At 66.9% G+C, this 21,257-nt stretch carries 21 protein-coding genes; 12 read left to right on the top strand and 9 right to left on the bottom strand.

Features of this window, described 5'->3' with window-relative positions; all coding sequences use genetic code 11:
• The first annotated feature begins 4 nt into the window (after positions 1-4).
• The 8 genes from KSS95_RS11745 to KSS95_RS11710 are packed head-to-tail and all read left to right on the top strand — an operon-like array spanning position 5 to position 10,095.
• Positions 5-1,453 (top strand): SEL1-like repeat protein, encoded by a 1,449-nt coding sequence (locus KSS95_RS11745; RefSeq protein WP_217853800.1) that lies wholly within the window; start codon positions 5-7, stop codon positions 1,451-1,453.
• Entirely contained in the window at positions 1,450-2,892 is a 1,443-nt protein-coding gene (locus KSS95_RS11740) for an alginate export family protein (RefSeq protein WP_217853799.1), read from the top strand. The genes KSS95_RS11745 and KSS95_RS11740 overlap by 4 nt, the downstream gene beginning before the upstream one ends.
• Positions 2,893-2,904: 12 nt before the next feature.
• Positions 2,905-4,332: an MBOAT family O-acyltransferase gene (locus KSS95_RS11735; protein WP_217853798.1), complete on the top strand. Its 1,428-nt coding sequence runs from the start codon at positions 2,905-2,907 to the stop codon at positions 4,330-4,332.
• Positions 4,333-4,341: 9 nt separating this feature from the next.
• Positions 4,342-5,436: an alginate O-acetyltransferase gene (locus KSS95_RS11730; protein WP_217853797.1), complete on the top strand. Its 1,095-nt coding sequence runs from the start codon at positions 4,342-4,344 to the stop codon at positions 5,434-5,436.
• A 19-nt stretch (positions 5,437-5,455) separates the two neighbouring features.
• Complete coding sequence (locus tag KSS95_RS11725) at positions 5,456-6,085, top strand: alginate O-acetyltransferase AlgF (protein WP_217853796.1); 630 nt, start codon at positions 5,456-5,458, stop codon at positions 6,083-6,085.
• Between the two features lie 7 nt (positions 6,086-6,092).
• The gene (locus tag KSS95_RS11720; RefSeq protein WP_217853795.1) at positions 6,093-7,490 is read left to right on the top strand and encodes an alginate O-acetyltransferase AlgX-related protein; all 1,398 of its coding nucleotides are present in this window, start codon (positions 6,093-6,095) and stop codon (positions 7,488-7,490) included.
• A gap of 50 nt (positions 7,491-7,540) precedes the next feature.
• Complete coding sequence (locus KSS95_RS11715; protein ID WP_217853794.1) at positions 7,541-8,647, top strand: polysaccharide lyase; 1,107 nt, start codon at positions 7,541-7,543, stop codon at positions 8,645-8,647.
• A 14-nt stretch (positions 8,648-8,661) separates the two neighbouring features.
• Positions 8,662-10,095: a right-handed parallel beta-helix repeat-containing protein gene (locus tag KSS95_RS11710; protein WP_217853793.1), complete on the top strand. Its 1,434-nt coding sequence runs from the start codon at positions 8,662-8,664 to the stop codon at positions 10,093-10,095.
• A 41-nt stretch (positions 10,096-10,136) separates the two neighbouring features.
• On the opposite strand, the gene KSS95_RS11705 is transcribed toward KSS95_RS11710, so the two are convergent.
• Positions 10,137-10,571 (bottom strand): GNAT family N-acetyltransferase, encoded by a 435-nt coding sequence (locus KSS95_RS11705; RefSeq protein ID WP_217853792.1) that lies wholly within the window; start codon positions 10,569-10,571, stop codon positions 10,137-10,139.
• Positions 10,572-10,596: 25 nt separating this feature from the next.
• Complete coding sequence (locus KSS95_RS11700; protein ID WP_217853791.1) at positions 10,597-10,983, bottom strand: DUF488 domain-containing protein; 387 nt, start codon at positions 10,981-10,983, stop codon at positions 10,597-10,599.
• Between the two features lie 127 nt (positions 10,984-11,110).
• Here KSS95_RS11700 and KSS95_RS11695 point away from each other — a divergent pair, with 127 nt between their 5' ends.
• A complete protein-coding gene (locus KSS95_RS11695) occupies positions 11,111-12,727 on the top strand; it encodes an inorganic phosphate transporter (RefSeq protein ID WP_217853790.1) in 1,617 nt (538 codons plus the stop codon).
• A gap of 112 nt (positions 12,728-12,839) precedes the next feature.
• Here KSS95_RS11695 and KSS95_RS11690 read toward each other — a convergent pair whose 3' ends face one another.
• From KSS95_RS11690 to KSS95_RS11665, 6 genes are all read right to left on the bottom strand, one after another.
• Positions 12,840-13,535: a glutathione S-transferase N-terminal domain-containing protein gene (locus KSS95_RS11690; RefSeq protein ID WP_217853789.1), complete on the bottom strand. Its 696-nt coding sequence runs from the start codon at positions 13,533-13,535 to the stop codon at positions 12,840-12,842.
• Positions 13,536-13,566: 31 nt separating this feature from the next.
• A complete protein-coding gene (locus KSS95_RS11685; protein WP_217853788.1) occupies positions 13,567-14,082 on the bottom strand; it encodes a GNAT family N-acetyltransferase in 516 nt (171 codons plus the stop codon).
• Between the two features lie 106 nt (positions 14,083-14,188).
• Entirely contained in the window at positions 14,189-14,959 is a 771-nt protein-coding gene (locus tag KSS95_RS11680) for an OmpA family protein (RefSeq protein WP_217853787.1), read from the bottom strand.
• Between the two features lie 10 nt (positions 14,960-14,969).
• Complete coding sequence (locus KSS95_RS11675) at positions 14,970-15,365, bottom strand: DUF4398 domain-containing protein (RefSeq protein WP_217853786.1); 396 nt, start codon at positions 15,363-15,365, stop codon at positions 14,970-14,972.
• A 271-nt stretch (positions 15,366-15,636) separates the two neighbouring features.
• Positions 15,637-16,131, bottom strand: coding sequence for a PaaI family thioesterase (locus KSS95_RS11670; RefSeq protein ID WP_217853785.1), 495 nt, complete (start codon positions 16,129-16,131; stop codon positions 15,637-15,639).
• 224 nt (positions 16,132-16,355) lie between these two features.
• The gene (locus KSS95_RS11665; protein ID WP_217853784.1) at positions 16,356-17,741 is read right to left on the bottom strand and encodes an amino acid permease; all 1,386 of its coding nucleotides are present in this window, start codon (positions 17,739-17,741) and stop codon (positions 16,356-16,358) included.
• Between the two features lie 253 nt (positions 17,742-17,994).
• Here KSS95_RS11665 and gcvA point away from each other — a divergent pair, with 253 nt between their 5' ends.
• Together gcvA and KSS95_RS11655 are read left to right on the top strand one after the other, a co-directional pair.
• On the top strand, positions 17,995-18,891 hold the full coding sequence (gene gcvA, locus KSS95_RS11660) for a transcriptional regulator GcvA (RefSeq protein ID WP_217853783.1): 897 nt from the start codon (positions 17,995-17,997) through the stop codon (positions 18,889-18,891).
• A gap of 118 nt (positions 18,892-19,009) precedes the next feature.
• Positions 19,010-20,260: a 2-aminoadipate transaminase gene (locus KSS95_RS11655; protein WP_217853782.1), complete on the top strand. Its 1,251-nt coding sequence runs from the start codon at positions 19,010-19,012 to the stop codon at positions 20,258-20,260.
• A gap of 3 nt (positions 20,261-20,263) precedes the next feature.
• On the opposite strand, the gene KSS95_RS11650 is transcribed toward KSS95_RS11655, so the two are convergent.
• Complete coding sequence (locus KSS95_RS11650) at positions 20,264-20,566, bottom strand: hypothetical protein (protein WP_011534608.1); 303 nt, start codon at positions 20,564-20,566, stop codon at positions 20,264-20,266.
• 231 nt (positions 20,567-20,797) lie between these two features.
• On the opposite strand from KSS95_RS11650, the gene KSS95_RS11645 reads away from it, so the two are divergent.
• A complete protein-coding gene (locus tag KSS95_RS11645; RefSeq protein WP_217853781.1) occupies positions 20,798-21,226 on the top strand; it encodes a hypothetical protein in 429 nt (142 codons plus the stop codon).
• The last annotated feature ends 31 nt before the right edge of the window (positions 21,227-21,257 follow it).

Here is a 21,257-nt window from a genome sequence, read left to right as displayed (position 1 = left end):
GGCCATGAACGCCAAGAACGCCCCGCGTCTGCTGCTGGCCGGCCTGGGCCTGGCCTGGGCCGGCAACGCCTGCGCCGGGCTGAGCCTGGAGCAGGTGCGCTACGCCCTGTACAAGGACCCCAGCGCCAACGTCAGCGCCGACCTGCGCGTGCTCGCCGACCGTGGCGACCTGGCCGCCAAGCAGTTGCTCGGCGATGTGCTGGCCGCCAGTGACAGCGCCAGCCGGCCAGCGATCATCCGCCTGTACCAGCAAGCCTTCGCCGACGGCCATGGGCAGGTCCCGGCCCTGGCTGCGCTGGCACGCCTGCTCGATCGCACGCCGAACCTGCAACGCCGCCACCAGGCCTGGGTGCGCCAGGCGCTGGGCCGTTACCCCAACGACCTCGACCCGCGCAGCACCAGCACCAGCCTGGAGGTGTTCCTGGTCTACCCGCATCTGTTCTCTGGCGAGCGCGCCGCCGAACTGCTGGCGCTGTATGAGCGCAGCTGCCTGCTCAACTGCCGCCCCGCGCTGTACCACGCCGTGCTCGCCGAGCGCCAGGGCGAGCGCGGCGCGGCCGAACGCTGGTACCAGCAGGCCGCGCGCATCGACCCACGGGCGGTCGACCGCTACTACCGCTTCCTCGGCGCGCAGCAGGACAGCGCGTTCCTCGCCTTCGCCCGGCGCCTGGAACCGGAAATGGCCAGCCTGTCGGTGGAGATCGTGCAACGCATCGGCGCGCTGGTGGACAACATCCACAGCGTCACCCGCGCCGAACTGGACGCCGAGCGCGAGCAGCGCCTGGCCCAGGCCATGGGCCCCAAGGTCGCGCCGACGCCTGAGCAACAGGCCCGCGACCAGGCCAACGACAAGCTGCGCGCCGACGGCATCGCCGAGGCCCAGCGTTGGCTGGACCATGCCGTGGCCCGGGGCTACCTGCCGGCACTGGTGTCCAAGGCCAACTTCATGATCTCCAACCCCACCGAGCACAACGCCGAGCAGACCCAGGCGCTGATCGCCCAGGTACGGGCCAAGGAACCGATCCGGGCCAAGGCGCTGGAGGCGTCGTTCTACATGGTCAACAACTGGCTGACCCTGGACCCGGAGAAGGCCCAGGGGCTGATCGACGAACTGATCGCGGCCCACTACCCCGACGCCCAGTTGCTGCTGGGCGACCTGTACAGCAAGGGCGGCCTCGACCAGCCCGACCAGGCGCGCGCCCTGGGTATCTGGCAGCAGCAGGCCGAGCAAGGCTCGACCGCGGCCTGGTACCGCATGGCCACCGTGCACCTGCGCGGCCGGGCGATCTGCCACGACCCGGTCAAGGCCTACACCTATGCCCGCATCGCCCTGGACCTGGGCGAAACCCGCGCCCGCGGCCTGCTCAAACGGCTGGACAAGACCCTGCCCAAGGATGACATCGAGCGCGCCCTGGCCGCGCGCGGCGATCTGTTGAAGGAGGCCTCCCTGTGAAAGCGCACCATCCCCTGCTCGGCGCCCTGCTCGCCCTGGCGCCACTGCCGGCGGCACTGGCACTGGAGGAAGTCACCGGCCCCGAGGCCGACAGCCAGGCCCCGATGCGCCTGCCCGGCGACGGTGGCGAGCCAGTGATCACCTCGGAGCTGTTCAACAAGCTCACCGTGCAGGGCGGCTACGGCCCTGCGGACTCGCAGGTCGGTCGCAACCGCGAAAGCTTCTACAGCCTGCGTTATGAGCCGTCGTTCGCCTGGTACGCGCCGGAAAAACGCTGGGCCAAGTGGATGGTCTATGGCCGCCTGTGGCTGAACTACGACTCCAGCCAGTCGAGCAACCTGAGCAACGAAGCGACCAACCAGAATGCCCGCGAACAAGCCGAAGGCTGGTATGCCGAGCTGCGCGAGCTGTACGTCAAGCGCAACCTGATCGGCGACGACCCACGCTTCTCGCTGTCGTTCGGCCGCCAGCGCTTCAACGACGACTACGGCATCTGGTGGGACGACAGCCTGGAATCGCTGCGTTTCAACTACCAGGACAGCTTCAGCGACGCGTTCATTGCCGTCGGCCAGAAATTCCACAACTACAACACCGACGTCAATTCGCTGCCGGCCAGCGAAGCGCGCACCCTCTACCTGATGGGCCAGTACGCCTACCGCTGGAGCAGCAACAACCAGGTCGGCGTGCGCCTGATGCACGAGAACGACCGCAGCGACCACGACAGCGACGATCGCTACGACTTCAAGGGCTGGCGCTACGGCCTGTTCTTCAAGGGCGAGCACCTGCCGCTGGACAGCGACTATCACCTGGAACTGGCGGCGCTCGACGGCACGATGGACAACACTGCCGGCAACGGCGTCACCAGCACCGGCCATTCCAGCCGTGGCTGGGCGGCCCTCGGCGAGGTCGGCAAGCGCTTCGACACCCTGCCGTGGACGCCGCGCCTCGCCCTGCGCGGCGGCCTGACCGACAAGCCCGGCGACGACAACGATGGCTTCCGGCTCAACCCGATCCAGTCCGACCGCATCACCCGCCAGGGCTCGTACAGCACGCGCCTGACCAGTTCGTTCGTGGCCCTCGACCTGCGCAACCTGAGCTACTACGGCCTGGCCCTGCAGACCCAGCCAACCCCGCGCAGCGCGCTGGACCTGCGGGTCACCCAGCTCAACCTGCGCGACGCCCAGGGTACCCTGCCGATCCGCATGGGCGCCGACTACCGCGCGCGCCGCCAGGACGCGCTGGCCGCCGGCCAGGGCAAGGGCGACAACGTCGGCCAGATGATCGACCTCAACTACTACTGGAAGATGTTCCCGGTAGCCCTCGACGGCAAGCGCCTGGACGTCAACACCCTGGTCAGCGCCAGCTACCTCAACGCCGGCAGCGCGCTGAACAGCGGTGACGACTACCAGGTGAGCGTCGGCATCGTGATCAGTTATTGAGGGCCGCCCAGCATGATCTTCGCCTCCAACGTGTTCCTGTTCCTCTACCTGCCGCTGTTCCTGGCCCTCTACTACCTGGCCCGGCCACGCTGGCGCTCGCTGGTGATCGTCGCTGCCAGCTATATCTTCTATGCCTGGTGGCGGCCGGACTTCCTGCTGCTGTTCGTCGCCATCACCGCCTGGAACTACGGCTTCGGCCTGGCCATCAAGGCGCGCCTGGACGCTGGCGACAAGCGCGGGGCCCTACGCCTGCTGTGGCTTGGCGTGGCCGGCAACCTGGCCACCCTCGGCTACTTCAAGTACGCCAACTTCGGCGCCGAGATGCTGGCCGTGCTGCTGGCGCCGCTGGGCATCAACACCTGGACCCTGGAGACCATCTTCCTGCCGCTGGGTATCTCGTTCTACGTGTTCCATGCGCTGAGCTACATCGTCGACATCTACCGCAAGGACGCCACGCCCACCCGCAGCTTCATCGACTTCGCCGCCTTCGTCGCGCTGTTCCCGCACCTGGTGGCCGGGCCGATCCTGCGCTACAGCCAGCTGGCGCCGCAGCTGCGCCAGCGCAGCCACTCGCTGGAGCTGTTCTCCCTGGGCGCCTGTCGCTTCATGCTCGGGTTCATCATGAAGGTGCTGATCGCCGACCGCCTGGCGCCGATCAACCTGCTGTTCATCGGCGAGGGCAGCTTGCAGTTCAGCGATGCCTGGTTCGGCCTGCTGGTCTCGACCCTGCAGCTGTACTTCGACTTCGCCGGCTACAGCCACATGGCGCTGGGCCTGGCACTGATGATGGGCTTTCGCTTCCCGGAAAACTTCAACCAGCCCTATGTGTCGCAGAGCATCACCGAGTTCTGGTCGCGCTGGCACATGACCCTGGCGCACTTCCTGCGCGACTACGTGTACATGCCGCTGGTGCGCAAGCGCGTGGCCGGCGCCCTGCCGGCGCTGGTCTGGACCATGCTGCTGTCGGGCCTGTGGCACGGCGCAAGCTTCGCCTTCATCTGCTGGGGGCTGTTCTTCGGCCTGGGCATGGTGCTGGAGCGCAAGTTCGGCCTGGCCACCAAGGTCAACACCCCCTACCACCTGGGGCGCAACCTGCGCACCGCGCTGCTGGTCATCCTCAGCATGCCGCTGTTCTTCACCATGGACCTGCGCCACAGCCTGGCCATCTACCAGGCGCTGTTCGGCTTCAACGGCCTCGGCTCGCTGGAGCTGTACGTGCTCGGCGCCTCGAAGATGGCCATGGCCTTCGCCCTGGTGGCAGTCGCCTGGCTGCTGCTGGCCGGGCTCAACAACGTGCGCTTCTACGCCGGCAACCAGCAGGGCTACTTCATGCGTCACGTGGGCGTGCTGCACAGCCTGCTGCTGTGGGGTGGCTTCCTGCTGGCCCTGAGCAGCCTGGCGGCCAGTTCGTTCTCGCCGTTCCTGTATTTCCAGTTCTAGGAGAACACCGTGTATCCGGTGATGAATTCGGCCAGCAAGGCCAATGGTGTGATCTTCGCCCTGGTGCTAGCAGCGATGTTCGTCTACTCGCTGCCGCCGGTGTTCAGCTTCGCCCGCACCCAGAGCGACGCCTGGCACCTGTTCGTCGACGGCAAGCTGCTGCGCAGGTTCGAGCAGGCCTACGACAAGCGGTTCTTCCTGCGCGAACCCTCGGTCACGCTGTGGGCCGATGCGCAGTTCCAGCTGTTCGGCGAGGGCACCCAGGGCGTGGTGCTGGGCAACGAGGGTTGGCTCTACAGCAACCAGGAATACCGCGTGCCCAACGACCTGGACGCCAACCTCGACAGCCAGCTGGCGCAGATCGCCGACATCGAACGGCAACTGGCCGCGCGCGGCAAGCATCTGCTGCTGCTGCCGTTGCCGATGAAGCTGGATGTCTACGCCGCCCACGCCGCACGCGCCTTCGACCCACGGGTGCAGAGCCTCTATGACCGCTTCGTCGCCGACCTGCGGGCCCGCCAGCTGGATGTGGTGCCGCTGCGCGAGGCGTACCTGCGCAACCTGGCCGGCCCGCGCCTGTTCCTCAAGTCCGATACCCACTGGAGCCCGGACGGCGCGCGCCTGTCGGCCTACGAGCTGGCGCGCCAGCGCCCGCAGTTGCTGGGTGATCAGGTGTACGTGTCGCGCCCGGCCGGCACCAAGCAGGTCAAGGGCGACCTGATGAACTACCTGCAATTCGACCATGCCCGCCTCGCCCCGCAATTCGGCGCCAGCACCATCGAGCTGTACGAAACCCTCAAGGCCGCGCAAAGCAGCGACGACCTGTTCGCCGAGCAGCGTCAGAGCCTGCTGCTGGTGGGCACCAGCTACAGCAAGATCGACGACTGGAACTTCGTCGGCTTCCTCAAGGAAGCGCTCAACCGCGACCTGCTGAGCATCGCCGTCGAAGCCCGTGGGCCGTTCGAGGCGATGCAGCAGTTCCTCGCCAGCGAGCAGTCGCGCAACCCGCAGATAGACACCGTGATCTGGGAGTTCCCGCTACGCACCCTGCTTGCCCACCGTCCCGGCACCCTCGCAGGCCCTACCCAGCCCGCGCATTTCTGACGTTTCAAGGAGAAACCCGATGAAAATCTCGCCCCTGTTCGCCGCCCTCGCCCTGGCCGTCGCCAGCCATACCGCCGCGGCCGCCGACGGCAACGCCGACCTGTACGACGCCGTGGCCCCGGCCGACTCGGCATTCGTGCGCGTGCTCAACCTGTCCGCGGCCAGCGTCGACGTCAGCCTCAGCGGCAAGCTCAACCCGCAGAAGGTCGCCCCAGGCCAGCTCAGCGGCTACCGCTTCGTCCCCGCCGGCACGCACCGTATCGGCATCGGCGCCAAGGCCATCGAACCGAACCTGGCAGCCAACGCCGCCAGCACCGTGGTCTACGACGGCCAGCAGTTGCGGCTGATCGCCGACCAGTACGTCAATGAGCCGAAAAAGGCCCAGGTCGCCTTCTACAACCTCACCCCCGCCCAGGCCACGCTGCGCACCGCCGATGGCAAGCACGAGGTGGTCAAGGCCCTGGCCAACGGCCAGACCGGCGCGCGCATGGTCAACGAGATCAAGATCGACTTCGCCGCTTACGTCGGCAACCAGGAGGTGGCCAGCTTCGACGAGTTGTTCCTCAAGAAGGGCCGTTCCTACAGCTACGTGCTGCTGCCGGGCAACCGCAGCCTGAGCCTGCCCAACAGCATCGACCCGACCGAGTGAGCCGCCCATGAGTCCCCTCCTTCGATTCGGCCTGGCGAGCGCCCTGGCGCTGTCGAGCCTGCCGGCCCAGGCGGCCGAGGCCGCCGCAAGCGGCGCCTGCGCGAACCTGCAATGCATGGTCTGCCCGGCGCTGGCCGAGCCGCAGCGCTACGCCGAAGGGCGCATGAAGCTGATGCGCCAGATCGTCCCGGGCAAGGAGCGCTGGCTGTTCCGCTCGATGGTCGACCTGACCAACGACTTCGGTATCCCCGCGCCCATGCGCCCCGAGTTCGCCCGCCTGATGGCCGCCTTCCACCGCCAGGGCATCCAGGTGGCCATGGCCATCCAGCCGACCCGCGGGCTGATGCATCGCGACAAGCTCTACCCCGACCAGCTGCATGGCTTCGACCATGCCAGTGCCAGCCGCAACTTCGACGCCTACCTGGGCCAGCTGCGCCAGGGTGGCGCGCTGGTCGCGCCAATGATGCAACTGGTGCGCACGCCGCCCAAGGGCGAGTATTTCTTCCGCCGCGACCACCACTGGACCCCCACCGGCGCCGAGGCCACGGCGCAGTTGCTGGCCGAGGAAGTCCGCCGCCAGCCGTTCTACGCCGGGCTGAGCAAGAAGCAGTACCGCACCGAGCCGGGGGTGATGGTGCCCAAGGACGGCACCCTGAACCTGGCGCTGAGCTATATCTGCGGCAACAACTACGGTTTCCAGTATGTACGCGGCTACCAGACCATTCCGGTGGCCGACAGCAGCGAGGCGCTGTTCGACGAGGCACCCGACCCCGAGGTGATCCTGGTCGGCGACAGTAACGCCGCGGCCCGGGAGGACGAGAGCAAGCAGTTCAATTTCGACGGTTACCTCAAGCAGTACCTGGGCGTGGACATCCTCAACTATGCCCTGCCCGGGGTCGGCGAGGACGGCTCGCTGCTGGAGTACCTGCTGTCGGCCGACTACAAGCCCGAGGCGCCGCCCAAGCTGCTGATCTGGGAGCTGCCGGCCAACTACCGGCTGGACTCGCCGTTGATGTACCGGCAACTGGTGCCGGCGATCCAGGGCGGCTGCAAGGCGTCGCGCGAGGTGTTGGGGTCCAGGCTGCAACACCCGGCACTGAAGGTGGGCGAGCGCATCGAACTGCTGAGCAATGCCGGCAGCGCCCGGCAGTCGCTGCACGCGGGCTTTCTCGATATCCGCCTGAGCGACAAGAACGTGCGCGACTTCTACATCATCGTCTATTACGACAACGGAGCCCGTGACAAGGTGTGGTTTCGCCGCGAAGCGGCGGTAAGCGGCGGCCAGTATTACCTGGAGCTGAGCACGGCGCCCGAGTTCGCCGGGGCCAACCTGCTGTCGGTGTTCCTCGAGCCGACCAAGGCCGGCACCGCGGCCACCGAAGTGCAGACGCGGCTATGCCTGTGAAGCCCCTGAGCGTAGCCGCTGCTATCCCTGCAGGAGCGGGCTTGGCGGCGATGGGCCGCAGGGCGGCCCCCTGGCTGCTGACCCTCGCCCTGGCGCCGCTCACGCCCCAGGCCCACGCCGCCCAGTCGATCTGGCCGCCCCGCGCCACCGCGCAATCGGCAATGATCGACGACTACCGCAGCCTTGCCTGCAACAAAGCAGCACCCGCGCCCTACACCGGCAGCCTGCGCCTGCAAAGCAAGTACGACCAGCGCGACGCCAGCAAGTCGACCCTGCGCGCCAGCCGCGACGCCGACAGCGAACGCATCGCCAAGCAGGTCAAGCAATACATCGGCGGCCTGATCTACGCCGGCAAGCGTTTCCAGCGGGCGAAAAAACCCCAGGAGGCCAACCTGGCCCTGGCCTGCCAGGACCAGTGGCTGGAACGCTGGGCGCAAGCCGATGCCCTGCTCGACCCCGACGCCTCGGCCAGCGGCATGGCCGCGCGCAAATGGGCGCTGGCGGCCATGGCCGGCGCGGTGCTGCTGACCCAGGCGGCGGCCGATGGCAAGCGCCCGCTCAGCCCGGCGCAGCAGCGCTGGTTCACCCGCCTGGGCGAACAGGTCATTGCCGAGTACGCGCCACGCCGCCACGCCAGCACGGTGTATTTCAACAACCACGACTACTGGGCCGCCTGGGCCGTGGCCGCCGCCGGCATGCTGGTGGGCCGCGACGACTTCATCCAGTGGGCCGATGGCAACCTGCGCCGCGGCCTGGCCCAGGCCGTGCGCCACGACGACTATGCCTACCTGCCCTTGGAAGTGGCGCGCGGCAAGCTGGCCGCCAACTACAGCCAGTACGCCCTGGTGCCGCTGGTGCTGCTCAGCGAATCGGCCCGGGCCAACGGCCTGGCCTGGACCGAGGCCGACCAGCGCACCCTCGAGCAACTGGCCAGCTTCGCCGCCCGCAGTGTGCTCGAACCGGACACCCTGGCCGAGCTCAAGGGCCGGAGCCAGGCCACTGTCGCCCCCTACAAGCTGGCCTGGCTGATCCCGTTTCTTGCCCGCCAGCCCCAGCACCGCCTGGCCCGCCAGCTGTACGACAGCGAACAGGGCGAGGTCGACAACTACAGCCAGGTTGGCGGCCCATTGAAGCCGGCCTACCCCCACCTGCCTTGAACAAGGATGCCCCCATGGCACCGCTCAGCCGCTTCGCCCTCACCTGCCTGGCCGCCCTGCTGCTGGCCGGCACCGCGCAAGCCAGCCCCAGCGTCGAGCCCATCGACCCGGCCCAGCACCAGCAATACATCGCCCAGCTGCGCCAGCAGGCCCGCGCCGCAGTGGCCCTGGCGCCGGTCACGCGCGCGCAACCCACCGGCCGCGCCAGCATCAGCCTGCAGCCGATGTTCTCGGCCCAGGCCGGCAGTTGGCCGTTCGAGCCCTTCGTCAACAACGGCCTGTTCCGAGCCATCGCCGGTTACCAGGCGCACCACCCGCAGGCCGTGGTGCTGCGTGGCGGCAGCATCACCCTGGCGCAGTTGCATGACGCCCTGCACGACCCGCGCATCCTCAAGCGCTACAAGGACGGCTACCTGCTCAGCTATCCGTTGCTGATCGGTGCCGACGCCGGGTTGCTGATCGAGGACACCCACCTCTACCTCTACAGCTTCTCCGGCACCGCGCTGATCAATCAGGGCTGGCTGGGCGTGCAGCGCGCAACCTTGACCAGCAAGCGCGGCGACCTGCCCGGCGCCACCCAGCGGGCCTGGCGACCGTTCGTGGTGGCCTGGGCTGGCAGCCACACCCAACTGATCGACGCACGCCTGCTGCGCCTGGGCTACAACGCCAACCTGTCCCGCGGCCTGACGACCGCGCTCAGCACCCAGCAACCCGCCAGCACCCGCCCGGCCACGTTGCGGGTGGACGCCAGCCAGTTCAGCGAACTGTCCAGCGCGGTGGAGTTGCAGCACAGCCAGGCGCTCATCAGCGCCAGCCGCTTCGAGCAGTCCCAGCAGTACGCCATCGACGCCCGTGACAGCCAGCTGAGCCTGCGCGACAACCAGTTGCGCGGCATCGACAACAACAGCGGGGTGCGCCTGCGCGGCCAGACCCGCGCCTTGCTCGAGGGCAACCTGATCCTCGGCGCGGCCAAGGCCGCCATCGAGATCAGCGACCAGCGCGGCGCGGTGCTGCTGGCCGGCAACCGGATCGGCGACAGCCGTGGCAACGGCATCCAGTTGCGCAACCTGGCCCCCAGCGCGGCAGCCCCCTTGCTGATCGACGCCAATCTACTGGCCAGCAGCCAGGGCAGCGCGATAGATGCCGCCGAGGTGACCGGCATGGCCCTGGTGGATAACCGCATCGGCAATACCCCCGAATATGCCCTGAGCCTGCGCAACAGCACGCGCCAACCTGGGCCGCTGCTGGTCAGCGGCAATCGCCTGGGCCAGGTGGGCAAGGCCCTGGTGCGGGTCGAAGGGGTGGACGAGGTGTGGCTGGGCGGCAACACCTTCGCTGGCAAGGCGCTGCTGCAGAACCTGCTGATCGGTGATCTGTTGCCGGTGCAGGGGCAGGTGCTGGAGGCGACGGTGGCGCAGGGGCGGATGGCGCGGGTGCGCCAGCAATAGCCTGAAACGTGTGGGTGCGGGCTTGGCCTTTCACGGTAGGCCTACCCTGCAACCGCGCGCTGCATGCGGACAAAACACGCATCCGCGCCCATTTCCACGAAACCATGGCGCAGGTAAAGCTGCCGCGCCGGGTTGCTGCTGAACACCATCAGCCGCAGCAGCGGCAAGCGACGCTGCACTGCCCAGCCGGCGAGCGTCTCCAGCACCCAGCTGCCCACCCCCCGTCCGCGATGCTCGGGCAACAGGTGCAGCTCGCGGATGAACAGCGCCTGGCGGTCCTGGCTGAGGCTGCAAAAACCCAGGACCTCGCCGTCCTCCTCCACCAGCCACTGCTCGCGCCAGCCCCAGGCCTGGTCGAAAGCCTCCTCGATCCACAGCAAGTCGAATTCACGGTAGTACGCCAGCATCGCGCGGCGGGTCAGGTCGCGGGCGAATGTGCGGTGGCTGTCATTGGCCGGGGTCAGTTGCAGGGGCATGATGCTCCAAGGCTGGGCACGCCGCTCATTGGCCATAACAGACCGGGGAACTCCCCGGCCCTCGGCGGTCCAGCTCGGCCTCCAGCCACTCGGCCAGCACCTGGGCATTGTTGTGGACAGTGTCCTTGCCAGCGTAGAGCAAGGTCAGGTCGCCTTTGCCGGCCAAATCCAGCAAGGGGTACCAATGTTCGGGATGGGCGGCCAGCTCCTGCTGGTAACGCCGAGTGAAACCGGCAAAGTCCAGCGCGCCGGCATGCAAGGCCTTGCGCAGCTCATCGGACGGCGCCACCTCGCGCAGCCATTGGCCGTGCAGGTCGGTCTTGCGCTTGTTGCGCGGCCACAAGCGGTCGACCAGCACGCGCTGGCCGTCCTGATCCTCGATGGCCTCGTAGACACGTTTGCAGCGAATCATCGGGGGGGCTCCTGCGACATCGTTACCCTGCAAGCCTAAGACCTTCATTGACGGAGGTCACGCCCTGGTCACGAATTGTTTCTATGCTTCTGCCTTCGGCATCAACGCCCGCCTCACCGGAGCCCCCATGGCTACCCCCTCCCTGGCCCACCCACCAGGCCTGGTCCAGCGCCACCCGCGCCCGCAACTCAAGCACACGCCTGGCCGTGCCACCCTGGTGCTGTTCTTCGGCCTGCTGCTGGCCGGCCTGGCCTACACCTTCTGGAGCCTCAAGCAGGACGTCAGCGCCAGCGGCACCACGGTCACCACCCTTACGCCCTTCCTGCTGCTTGGCCTGGCGCTGCTGATTGCCCTGGGCTTCGAGTTCGTCAACGGCTTCCACGACACCGCCAACGCCGTGGCCACGGTGATCTACACCCACTCGCTGCCGGCGCCGGTGGCGGTGGTCTGGTCGGGCCTGTGCAATTTCCTTGGCGTGCTGCTTTCCAGCGGCGCGGTGGCCTTCGGCATCATCGCCCTGCTGCCGGTGGAACTGATCCTGCAGGTCGGCTCCTCGGCCGGTTTCGCCATGGTCTTCGCCCTGCTGCTGGCGGCGATCATCTGGAACCTCGGCACCTGGTGGCTGGGGCTGCCAGCGTCGTCCTCACATACCCTGATCGGCTCGATCATCGGCGTGGGCGTGGCCAACGCGCTGATGCACGGGCGTGACGGCAGCAGCGGCGTGGACTGGAGCCAGGCCAGCAAGGTCGGCTATGCCCTGCTGTTCTCGCCGCTGATCGGTTTCGCCTGCGCCGCCCTGCTGTTGCTGGCCCTGCGCGCGCTGGTCAAGCGCCGCGAGCTGTACCAGGCGCCGCAGGGGCAGACCCCGCCGCCGTGGTGGATCCGCGGCGTGCTGATCCTCACCTGTACCGGCGTGTCGTTCGCCCATGGCTCCAACGATGGGCAAAAGGGCATGGGGCTGATCATGCTGATCCTGGTCGGCACCTTGCCGATGGCCTACGCCCTGAACAAGACCATGCCCAGCGAGCAGGCCCTGCAGTTCTCGGCCGTGGCCGAAGTCACCCGCCAGGCGCTGGTGCGCGCGGCGCCGGAGCCGGCCCCGGCCGATCCGCGCCAGGTCCTCACCGCGTTCATCGGCCAGGGCCGGGCCAGCGCCGAACTGGTCCCGGCCCTGGCCGCGCTGACCGGCATGATCGGCGAGGAGGTCAAGGGCTATGGCTCGTTGAATCGCGTCCCGGCCGAGGCCATGGCCAACGTGCGCAACGACATGTACCTGACCAGCGAAGCGATCCGCCTGCTCGACAAGCAGCAGTTGCTGGCCTTCGACGCCGACACCCAGCGCCATGTGCAGCTGTTCAAGCGCCAGCTGGACGACGCCACCCGCTATATCCCGCTGTGGGTCAAGGTGGCGGTGGCCATCGCCCTGGGCCTGGGCACCATGGTCGGCTGGCGGCGCATCGTGGTGACGGTGGGCGAGAAGATCGGCAAGACCCACCTGAGCTATGCCCAGGGGGCTTCGGCGGAGGTGGTGGCGATGTGCACCATCGGCGCGGCGGACCTGTTCGGCCTGCCAGTGTCGACTACCCATGTGCTGAGTTCGGGCGTGGCCGGGAGCATGGTCGCCAATGGTTCGGGGATCCAGCGGCGCACGCTGGTAAACCTGCTGATGGCCTGGGTACTGACGCTGCCGGCGGCGATGTTGCTGGCAGGAGGCTTGTACTGGCTGTTGAACCAAATCCTTTGAGGGCTTGCCGCTCCTACAGGCAGCCTGGGCCTCTTGCAGGAGCGGCCGTGCCGAGGCGTCGGACCGGTCGGAAAGGGCCGCGAAGCGGCCCCGACAGGCCCAACCCAACCCCTTAGGCCGGAATCTTCAGGCCGCGCTGCACGGCTGGACGCTCGAGGAAGGCTGCCAGCACGCGCTGCACGTCCTTGAAGCGCTCGAACTCCACCAGGTCCCGGGCGTTGTAGCGCTCCACCAGGTTACGCACCCAGGGGAAGATGGCGATGTCGGCGATGCTGTAGTCATCGACCATCCACTGGCGGCCTTGCAGATGACGGTCGAGCACGCCCAGCAAGCGCTTGGACTCGTTGACGTAGCGATCGCGCGGGCGCTTGTCCTCGTAGGCCTTGCCAGCGAAGAAATGGAAGAACCCCACCTGGCCGAACATCGGCCCGATGCCGCCCATCTGGAACATCAGCCACTGCAGGGTCAGGTAGCGCTGGGCCGGGTCGTGGCTGAGCAACTGGCCGCTCTTTTCCGCCAGATATTGCAGGATCGCGCCCGACTCGAACAGCGCCAGCGGCTGCCCGCCCGGCCCCGCAGGGTCGAGGATCGCCGGAATCTTGTTGTTGGCGCTGAGCGAGATGAACTCGGGGCTCAGCTGTTCCTCGCTGTCGAAGCTGATCTTGTGCACCTCGTAGGGCAGGCCGATCTCCTCGAGCATGATCGACACCTTGACGCCGTTGGGCGTGGCCAGCGAATACAGTTGCAGGCGCTGCGGGTGGCGGGCCGGCCATTTGCCGGTGATGGGGAATGCGTTGAGCTCAGACATGGTCGCGCCTTGGCAATGGGAAGGGTTCAATCTAATCGGCCGCAGGCGTCCTGACCATCACCCAGTCACGGTGGCGCTCATCGCCGCAGGGAAAGATCGCCTCCCCCACCTTGCGAAAACCGTTGCGCTGGTAGAAGCGGATCGCCCGGGCATTGCCTTCGTTGACGGTCAGGCGCACCGCGCCGGGCGCCTGGGCCAGGGTCGCCTCGAGCAGCTGCTGCGCCGCGCCCAGCCCGTGGGCACAGGGCACGACATAGCAGCGGGAGATCTCGACCAGTGGGTCGGCGTCGGCGATACCCAGCGTACCGGGCGCCAGGTCGAGCATGCTGTAGCCCAGCACCTGGCCCAGTTGCTCGACCACCAGCAGGCGCTTGTGCGGGTCGCGCAGGTGAGCCTGAAAATGCTCGGGCTGCAGGTTGTGCGCGATGTAGTGTCGCTGCGCCGCGGGCGCGCTGTCGGGGGGGCTGGCCAAGGCGAAGGTGGCCTGGCCGACCTGGCTCAGGGCCACACAGTCGGCACTGCGGGCCGGACGAATCTGGTAGGGCATGGCAACATCCTGTCGAGCAGCCGGATTGCCTGCGACAATGCCAGCCCAGCCCGGGCGCTGCAAATGAAAAGGCGACCCGGCACGCGCCGGGTCGCCTCGGCGGACCTCAACGGGCCCGCACTGCCTGCGCCCCTTGCGAGATGATCACTTCCACCCGCCGGTTGAGCTGGCGCGAATGGGCATCGCTGTTGCTTGCCACCGGGTGCGCCTTGCCATAGCCGGCGGTGGCGATACGCCCAGGCGCCACCCCCTGGCGCTGCAACGCGCGGGCCACGGCGACTGCACGGTTCTCCGACAAGCGCAGGTTCAGCGCGTCGCCGCCGGTGGAATCGGTGAAGCCTTCGATCCGCACCTGGCGCTCGGGGTTGTCGCGCAGGAACTGCGCCAAGCGCTGGATATCGTCATGGCTGCGGCCACGCAGCTCGGCACGCCCGGTGTCGAACAGCACATCGCCGAAGGTCACCACCGTGCCGCGTTCGCTCTGCTGGCCCTTGAGGGCCTTGAGCGCATTGAGCTGGGCGGTACGCACCTGCAGGCGTGCCTCGGCGCGACGGGCCTCGATCCCGCGCATGCCGGCCTCGGCCTGGCGCAGGCGGATGGTGGCTTCGGCCGTCTCGACCTGGCGTTTGGCCAGGTAGGCCAACTGCTCGACCTCGGGCGCCTTGCGATCGCTCAGCGACAGCGCCTCGGCCTTGCCCAGCGCGGCTTGCGCCTGCTGGGTCTCGAGGGCGGCCATGCGGTGCGCCTGCGGCTTGCCCTGCAACGCCGTGAAGGCCTCACGGGCCTGCACCAGGCCTGGATGTTCCGGGGTGGCGGCGCAACCGCCGATCGCCAGGGCGAGCACGGTCATGGCCGGCAACAGATAACGTTTCGACATGTTCGGCTCCTTATTGGCCAGGCTGGGTCGGCACGGCATTCGGCTCGCTCAGCAGTTCATGCTTGAGCACATCGATGCCTTTTTCCGCCGTGTTCAACTGCTCTTCGGTACGCGACGCCCGGGCCTTGGTTTCCGCCAGGCGGGCATCGGCCTCGGCCTGCTGGGCCAGGGTACGTACCTGTTCGTACTGTTTTTCGCCCAGGGCACGGTCCATGGCACCGAGCTTGTCCTGGGCAGCGCGCATCTCGAGCGGCGCGTACTGGGTAGCATCGGCGGCGACGGCGCGGTGGACGGCGCTGCGGGTGAGCTCGACCTGTTCGGTGGGCACCACCACGCTGGCACAGCCGCCCATGATCATGAGCATGCCGACCAGCGGCAACGTCTTGCGATTGAAACGGACACGCATGGAAAAGCTCCTTGGCTGCGCTCGCGCTGGGGTGATCGGCGAACATCGCTGATCACGGCAAAGCGCGGGAAATGTCTGAGCGGCTCATCAAGAAAGCGACCGCACTCGTATGTCGAATGGGTTCGCAGTAAGGAAATCGAGAGCGCCAATGACAGACTGTTGCAAAAGCTGGGTAAGACTATTCCCAGCGAACAGGCAGCCGAATAGGACTTTTCAACAGTAGGCTGTAGGGGTTTTCAACAAGGGGGCGGCCCTGGAGATGACCTGATGCTCAGTGCTGGCCCTGTCGATGGGCCTGAAGCTTGAGTTGTTCGGTGTCGACCCGCACGAATACCGAGTCGGCGCGCACGGTCAGCACATCGCCAGCCCAGACCTCGCAGATCACCCGGCTCTTGCGCCCGAGTTCGCCCTCGACGCGCGCCTTGAGCAGCAGCTCGACGCCCATCGGCGTGGGCTTGAGGTAGGTCAGCCCGAGTTGACCGGTGACGCAGTCGATGCGCGGCAGGCTGCCCGGCTCGCGGCCTTCGGCGCGGTAGTGGTAGGCCATGGCGGCCCAGTTGGAGTGGCAGTCGACCAGCATCGCCAGCAGGCCGCCGTAGACCAACCCGGGCCAGCCGGTGAAGGTCGCGTCCGGAGTATGCCGGCACAATAGGTGGATACCGTCGGCGTCCCAGTGGCTCTGCACATGCAGGCCGCTGGGGTGGGCACAGCCGCAGCCGTAGCAGATACCGTCGGGGGCGGCGCGGTGTTGCAGGGAGTCGTTCATGGGCGTCCTTGTATTGGTTGGCGTTGGGCAGGCAGCGCAGACCGATGGTAGCGCCCCGCCCCCCTTACGCCAATGAGCAAGGTAGGAGCCAGCCTTGCTGGCGAACCCGCCAACGCGGTGCCTGCCAGCGTTCGCCGGCAAGCCGGCTCCTACACGTTATCCCGCCCCTGCCCTGTAGGCGCCAGCTTGCTGGCGAACCCTGCAACCCGGTGCATGGCGGGCGCTCAGGTGTTGAGCAGCACGCCGACCCGGTTGCGCCGTTGGGTCAGCGACACCAGCAAGATGAACAGGGTAACCCCGGCCGTCATCAAGGTTTCGTAGCGATAGGCATCGCTGAACAGCATGTAGCCCAGCACCATCAGGATGGTGCCGATCACCAACCAGGTCAGCCACGGGAACAACCACATCTGCAACTCCAGCGTGCGCCCTTCACGTTCGGCGCGGGCACGCATGCGCAACTGCGATACGGCGATCACCAGGTATACCAGCAAGGCGATGGCACCGGTGGTGGACAGCAAGAAGCCGAACACCTTGCCGGGGAACACATAGTTGACCAGGCACCCGGCAAAACCGGCGAGGGTCGAGAGGATCACCGCCACGGTCGGTACGCCGGCGCCGGAAATGCGCTTGGTCATTTGCAGCGCCTGGCCCCGCGCGCCCAGCGAATAGAGCATCCGCGAGGCCGTGTACAAGCCGGAGTTCATGCAACTGGTGACCGCCACCAGCACCACCAGGTCGACCAGCAGCTTGGCGCCGGGCACGTTGAGCACTTCCAGCACCCGCTGGAACGACCCCACCGCCTTGAGCCCAGGATCGTTCCACGCCACCAGCGACACCACCAGGAAGATCGACGCCAGGTAGAAGATGGCGATGCGGTACACCACCAGGTTGGTGGCGCGACGGATCTTGTCCTTGGGGTTGGCGGTCTCGTCGGCAGCGATGGTGACGATCTCGGCGCCGAAGAACGAGAAGATGGTGATCAGCACACCGCCCAGCACAGTGCCGAAGCCGTTGGGCATGAAGCCGCCGTTGTCCCACAGGCGGCTGACCCCGGACACCTCGGCCAACGGCCAGGCACCGAACACCGCCAGGCTGCAGACCACGATGAAGGCGATGATCGCCACCACCTTGACCAGGGCGAACCAGTATTCGAAGGCGCCGAAGTTCTTCACGCTGACCAGGTTGGTCGCCGACAGCAGCAGCATGATCAGAAAGGCAAACAACCAGGACGGCACGCCAGGGAAGTAGGCATGCAGGATATCCGCGCCGGCAATCGCCTCGACCGGGATGATCAGCACCCAGAACCACCAGTACAGCCAGCCGATGGTAAAGCCCGCCCAGGGCCCGATGGCCTGCGAGGCGTAGGTGGAGAACGAGCCGCTGTTGGGGTTGGCGATGGCCATTTCACCCAGCATGCGCATCACCAGCAGCACCAAGAGGCCGGTCATGGCGTAGGAAATGAGGATGGCAGGGCCTGCGGTGGCAATGGCGTTGGAGGAACCGATGAACAGCCCCGCGCCGATGATGCCGGCAATCGAGATCATCGACACCTGGCGCGAGGTCAGGCCGTGTTGCAGGGCGCGCTGTTTCTTGTTGTCTGGCGATGCCATGGGGAACCCTCGAGTGGGTCGGCCGCCGCGGGGGCGACTGAAGTTGGAGCAACATTCAAGACGGTTTGAGTTGCAGGTTGTTGTTCTTGTCAAACGCCGGCAATGGGCCAAGGCGCCTTTGCAAATAACCAGTTGTCAGCGTTGATGCAGGTCAGTATTAATCTATAGGCACGCGCCAACAAACGACCTTTTCGAAGCACATCATTCCCTTAAAGAATGAATTTCTTCCATTTTTGCAGGGTAACGCCTTGTCATGTCCAAACGCCTGATGCCTTCGACCACCGCCCTGCAATGCTTCGAGGCGGCCGCCCGCCACCTGAGTTTCACCCGTGCGGCGCAGGAGTTGCACCTGACCCAGAGCGCCGTCAGCAAGCAGGTGGCGCAGCTCGAGGACATGCTCGCCCACCCGTTGTTCCAGCGCATTCGCCGACGCCTGCAACTGACCCCGGCAGGCGCGCTGTACCTCACCGAGGTGCACAAGATCCTCACCCAGATCGACATCTCCAGCCGCTACATCCTCAGCTACGGCGACGAGACCGAGGTGCTGCGCATCGCCACCCAGCCGACCTTCGGTGCGCGCTGGCTGGTACCCAGGCTCAAGGGTTTCGGCGACCGCCACCCGCGCATCCACCTGGACATCCGCAACGAACTGGAACCTTTCGACCTGGTGCAGGCCAAGGCCGATGTCGCATTCTTCTTCGGCCAGGGCACCTGGCCGGGAGCGACCTGCATCGAGCTGTTCAGCGAGGCGGTGGTGCCGGTGTGCGCTCCGACGCTGCTGGCGCAGCAGCGCTTTGCCAGCGCAGGCGAGCTGGCCGAACACCGCCTGCTGCAATGCGCATCGCGCCCGGAGGCCTGGCACGAATGGTTCCTCGGCCTGGGGCTGCATAGCCAGAACAGCTACCACGGACCGCGCTTCGACACCTTCTACCTGTGCATTCGCGCCGCCATCGCCGGTTGCGGCATCGCCCTGATCCCGCGCTACCTGGTGGCCGAGGAACTGGCCGAGGGCAAGCTGGTGGTGGCCTGGGACCACCCGCTGGCGAGCAACGGCCGGCATTTCATGGCCCATGCCGAGCATGCCGCCGAGGTGCCCAAGGTGCGGGCGTTCGTCGAGTGGATTCGCGAGCGAGTGGCGCAGGCCGATTGAACGCCGTTGCGGGGTAGGTCACGAATTCACGGAATGATCGCAATCCAATAATTCGTTTGCGCAATATATCCGCGGCACGCTTGGATATTAATCAATTCGAACAACAGGCCACCCGCGCATGAACCAGGAAAGTATCAGCCAATCCATTGCCATCGTTCATCCGATCACACTTTCCCATGGCCGAAATGCCGAAGTCTGGGATACCAACGGCAAACGTTATATCGACTTCGTCGGCGGCATCGGCGTACTCAACCTGGGCCATTGCAACCCGGCGGTGGTCGCGGCCATCCAGCAACAAGCCACGCGCCTGACCCACTACGCCTTCAACGCCGCCCCCCATGGTCCCTACCTGGAACTGATGGCGCGCCTGAGCACGTTCGTGCCGCTCAGCTACCCGCTGGCCGGCATGCTCACCAACAGCGGCGCGGAGGCGGCCGAGAACGCCTTGAAAGTTGCCCGCGGCGCCACCGGCAAGCGGGCCATCGTCGCCTTCGACGGCGCTTTCCATGGCCGCACCTTGGCCACCCTCAACCTCAACGGCAAGGTCGCCCCGTACAAGCAGCGGGTTGGCGAACTGCCCGGCCCGGTGTACCACCTGCCCTACCCCAGCGCCGACACCGGGGTGACCTGCGAACAGGCACTCAAGGCCATGGAGCGGCTGTTCAGCGTCGAGCTGGCAGTGGAGGACGTGGCCGCGTTCATCTTCGAGCCGGTGCAGGGCGAAGGCGGCTTCCTCGCCCTCGACCCCGCCTTCGCCCAAGCCCTGCGCCGCTTCTGTGACGAGCATGGGATCCTGGTCATCGTCGACGAGATCCAGTCCGGCTTCGGCCGCACCGGCCAGCGCTTCGCCTTCACCCGCCTGGGCATCGAGCCGGACCTGCTGCTGCTGGCCAAGAGCATTGCCGGCGGCATGCCATTGGGCGCGCTGGTCGGCCGCCGGGACATCATGGCCTCGCTGCCCAAGGGCGGCCTGGGCGGCACCTATTCGGGCAACCCGATCGCCTGCGCGGCCGCACTGGCCAGCCTGGCGCAGATGAGCGACGAGAACCTCGCCACCTGGGGCGAACGCCAGGAACAGGCGATCGTCGCGCGCCATGCACGCTGGAAGGCTTCGGGGTTGTGCGCCGCACTCGGACGCCTGACCGGGCTCGGCGCCATGCGCGGGCTGGAACTGGTCAATGCCGATGGCAGCCCGGCGCCGGCGCAACTGGCCAAGGTGCTGGAAGCGGCGCGTGGCAAGGGGCTGCTGCTGATGCCCAGCGGCAAGGCCCGGCACATCATTCGCCTGCTGGCACCGCTAACCATCGAGGGCGAGGTGCTCGAAGAGGGGCTGGATATCCTCGAGCAGTGCCTGGCCGAGCTGAAGTAAGGGTTACAGGCCCAGTTCTTCAGGGGTGGGCATGTCGCATTCGAAGGCAATCCAGCCGCCTTCGAGTTCGGCGTGACCGTTGACGATCAGGCCGTAGTAGGTCAGGCCGTTCTCCAGCGTGACACAGATGTGCGTGGCGCCTTTTTCCGGTGCTGCGAGCGTACCGACGAAATGCACCTTCTTCAGGACTTCGGTCACCGCCTCGAGGCCGACACGCATGTTGGTGTTTTCCGAAGCCTCGGTATCGCCCCCACGGTCTTCGGCGCTGACGGTCACGGTGGCGATGTACGGGTACTTGGTGCTCAAGCGGGGTTACCTCGGGTGGAGTGGATGGCAGAACGGCGCCTAGGGTACGGCAGCAACACCTCGTTGTCTGCATCGACCTGTTCGCCGGCAAACCGGCGCCTACCGAAAGGCGCATTGCCCATAGACGCCGGCTTGCCGGCGAACGGCAGGCGCCGCCGATGCACATGGCCTCCCCCGCCCCGATCTGTTAGGGTGCCCGCCGATGCACGCCCCACCACGCGAGGATACCGAGTGAGCGCCGAACAACCCCTGATCGCCGACCTGTTCGAGGTCGACAAACGCCTGACCCTCAAGCCCGTCGTGGACTTCAACAACTACCTGCGCAACGCCTTCGGCGAAGGCCCCTGCCGCTGCCACCGCTGTGTCGAGGGTGACGGCGACGAAAGCGCCTATACACACCGCCACAGCTTCGAACTGGAAGGCCGCACCCTGCACCGCCGCTTCGCCAGCACCGCTGGCAGCGACGTGCTGATGGCCCTGAAAAAGGCCTGGCTGTCCTACACCAAGGCCGAGCTGATCACCGTCGGCGTGCTGGACATGACCACCCTGAAGGCCTTCACCGAAGCCGCCCTGCACCCACGCCTGCTCGCCCTGCTGCCCGCCAGCGGCCTGGCGCGCGAAGTCGATGGCCAATTGCAATTGCAGGTGCTCGCCGACTGACGGTCGCCCCGGCAGGATTCTCCCGCTCTGC

The organism is Pseudomonas muyukensis (assembly GCF_019139535.1).
GTDB classification, from domain to species: Bacteria; Pseudomonadota; Gammaproteobacteria; order Pseudomonadales; family Pseudomonadaceae; genus Aquipseudomonas; species Aquipseudomonas muyukensis.
The sequence above is the reverse complement of the archived record's forward strand: the minus strand, read 5'-3'. Positions and strand labels throughout refer to the sequence as shown.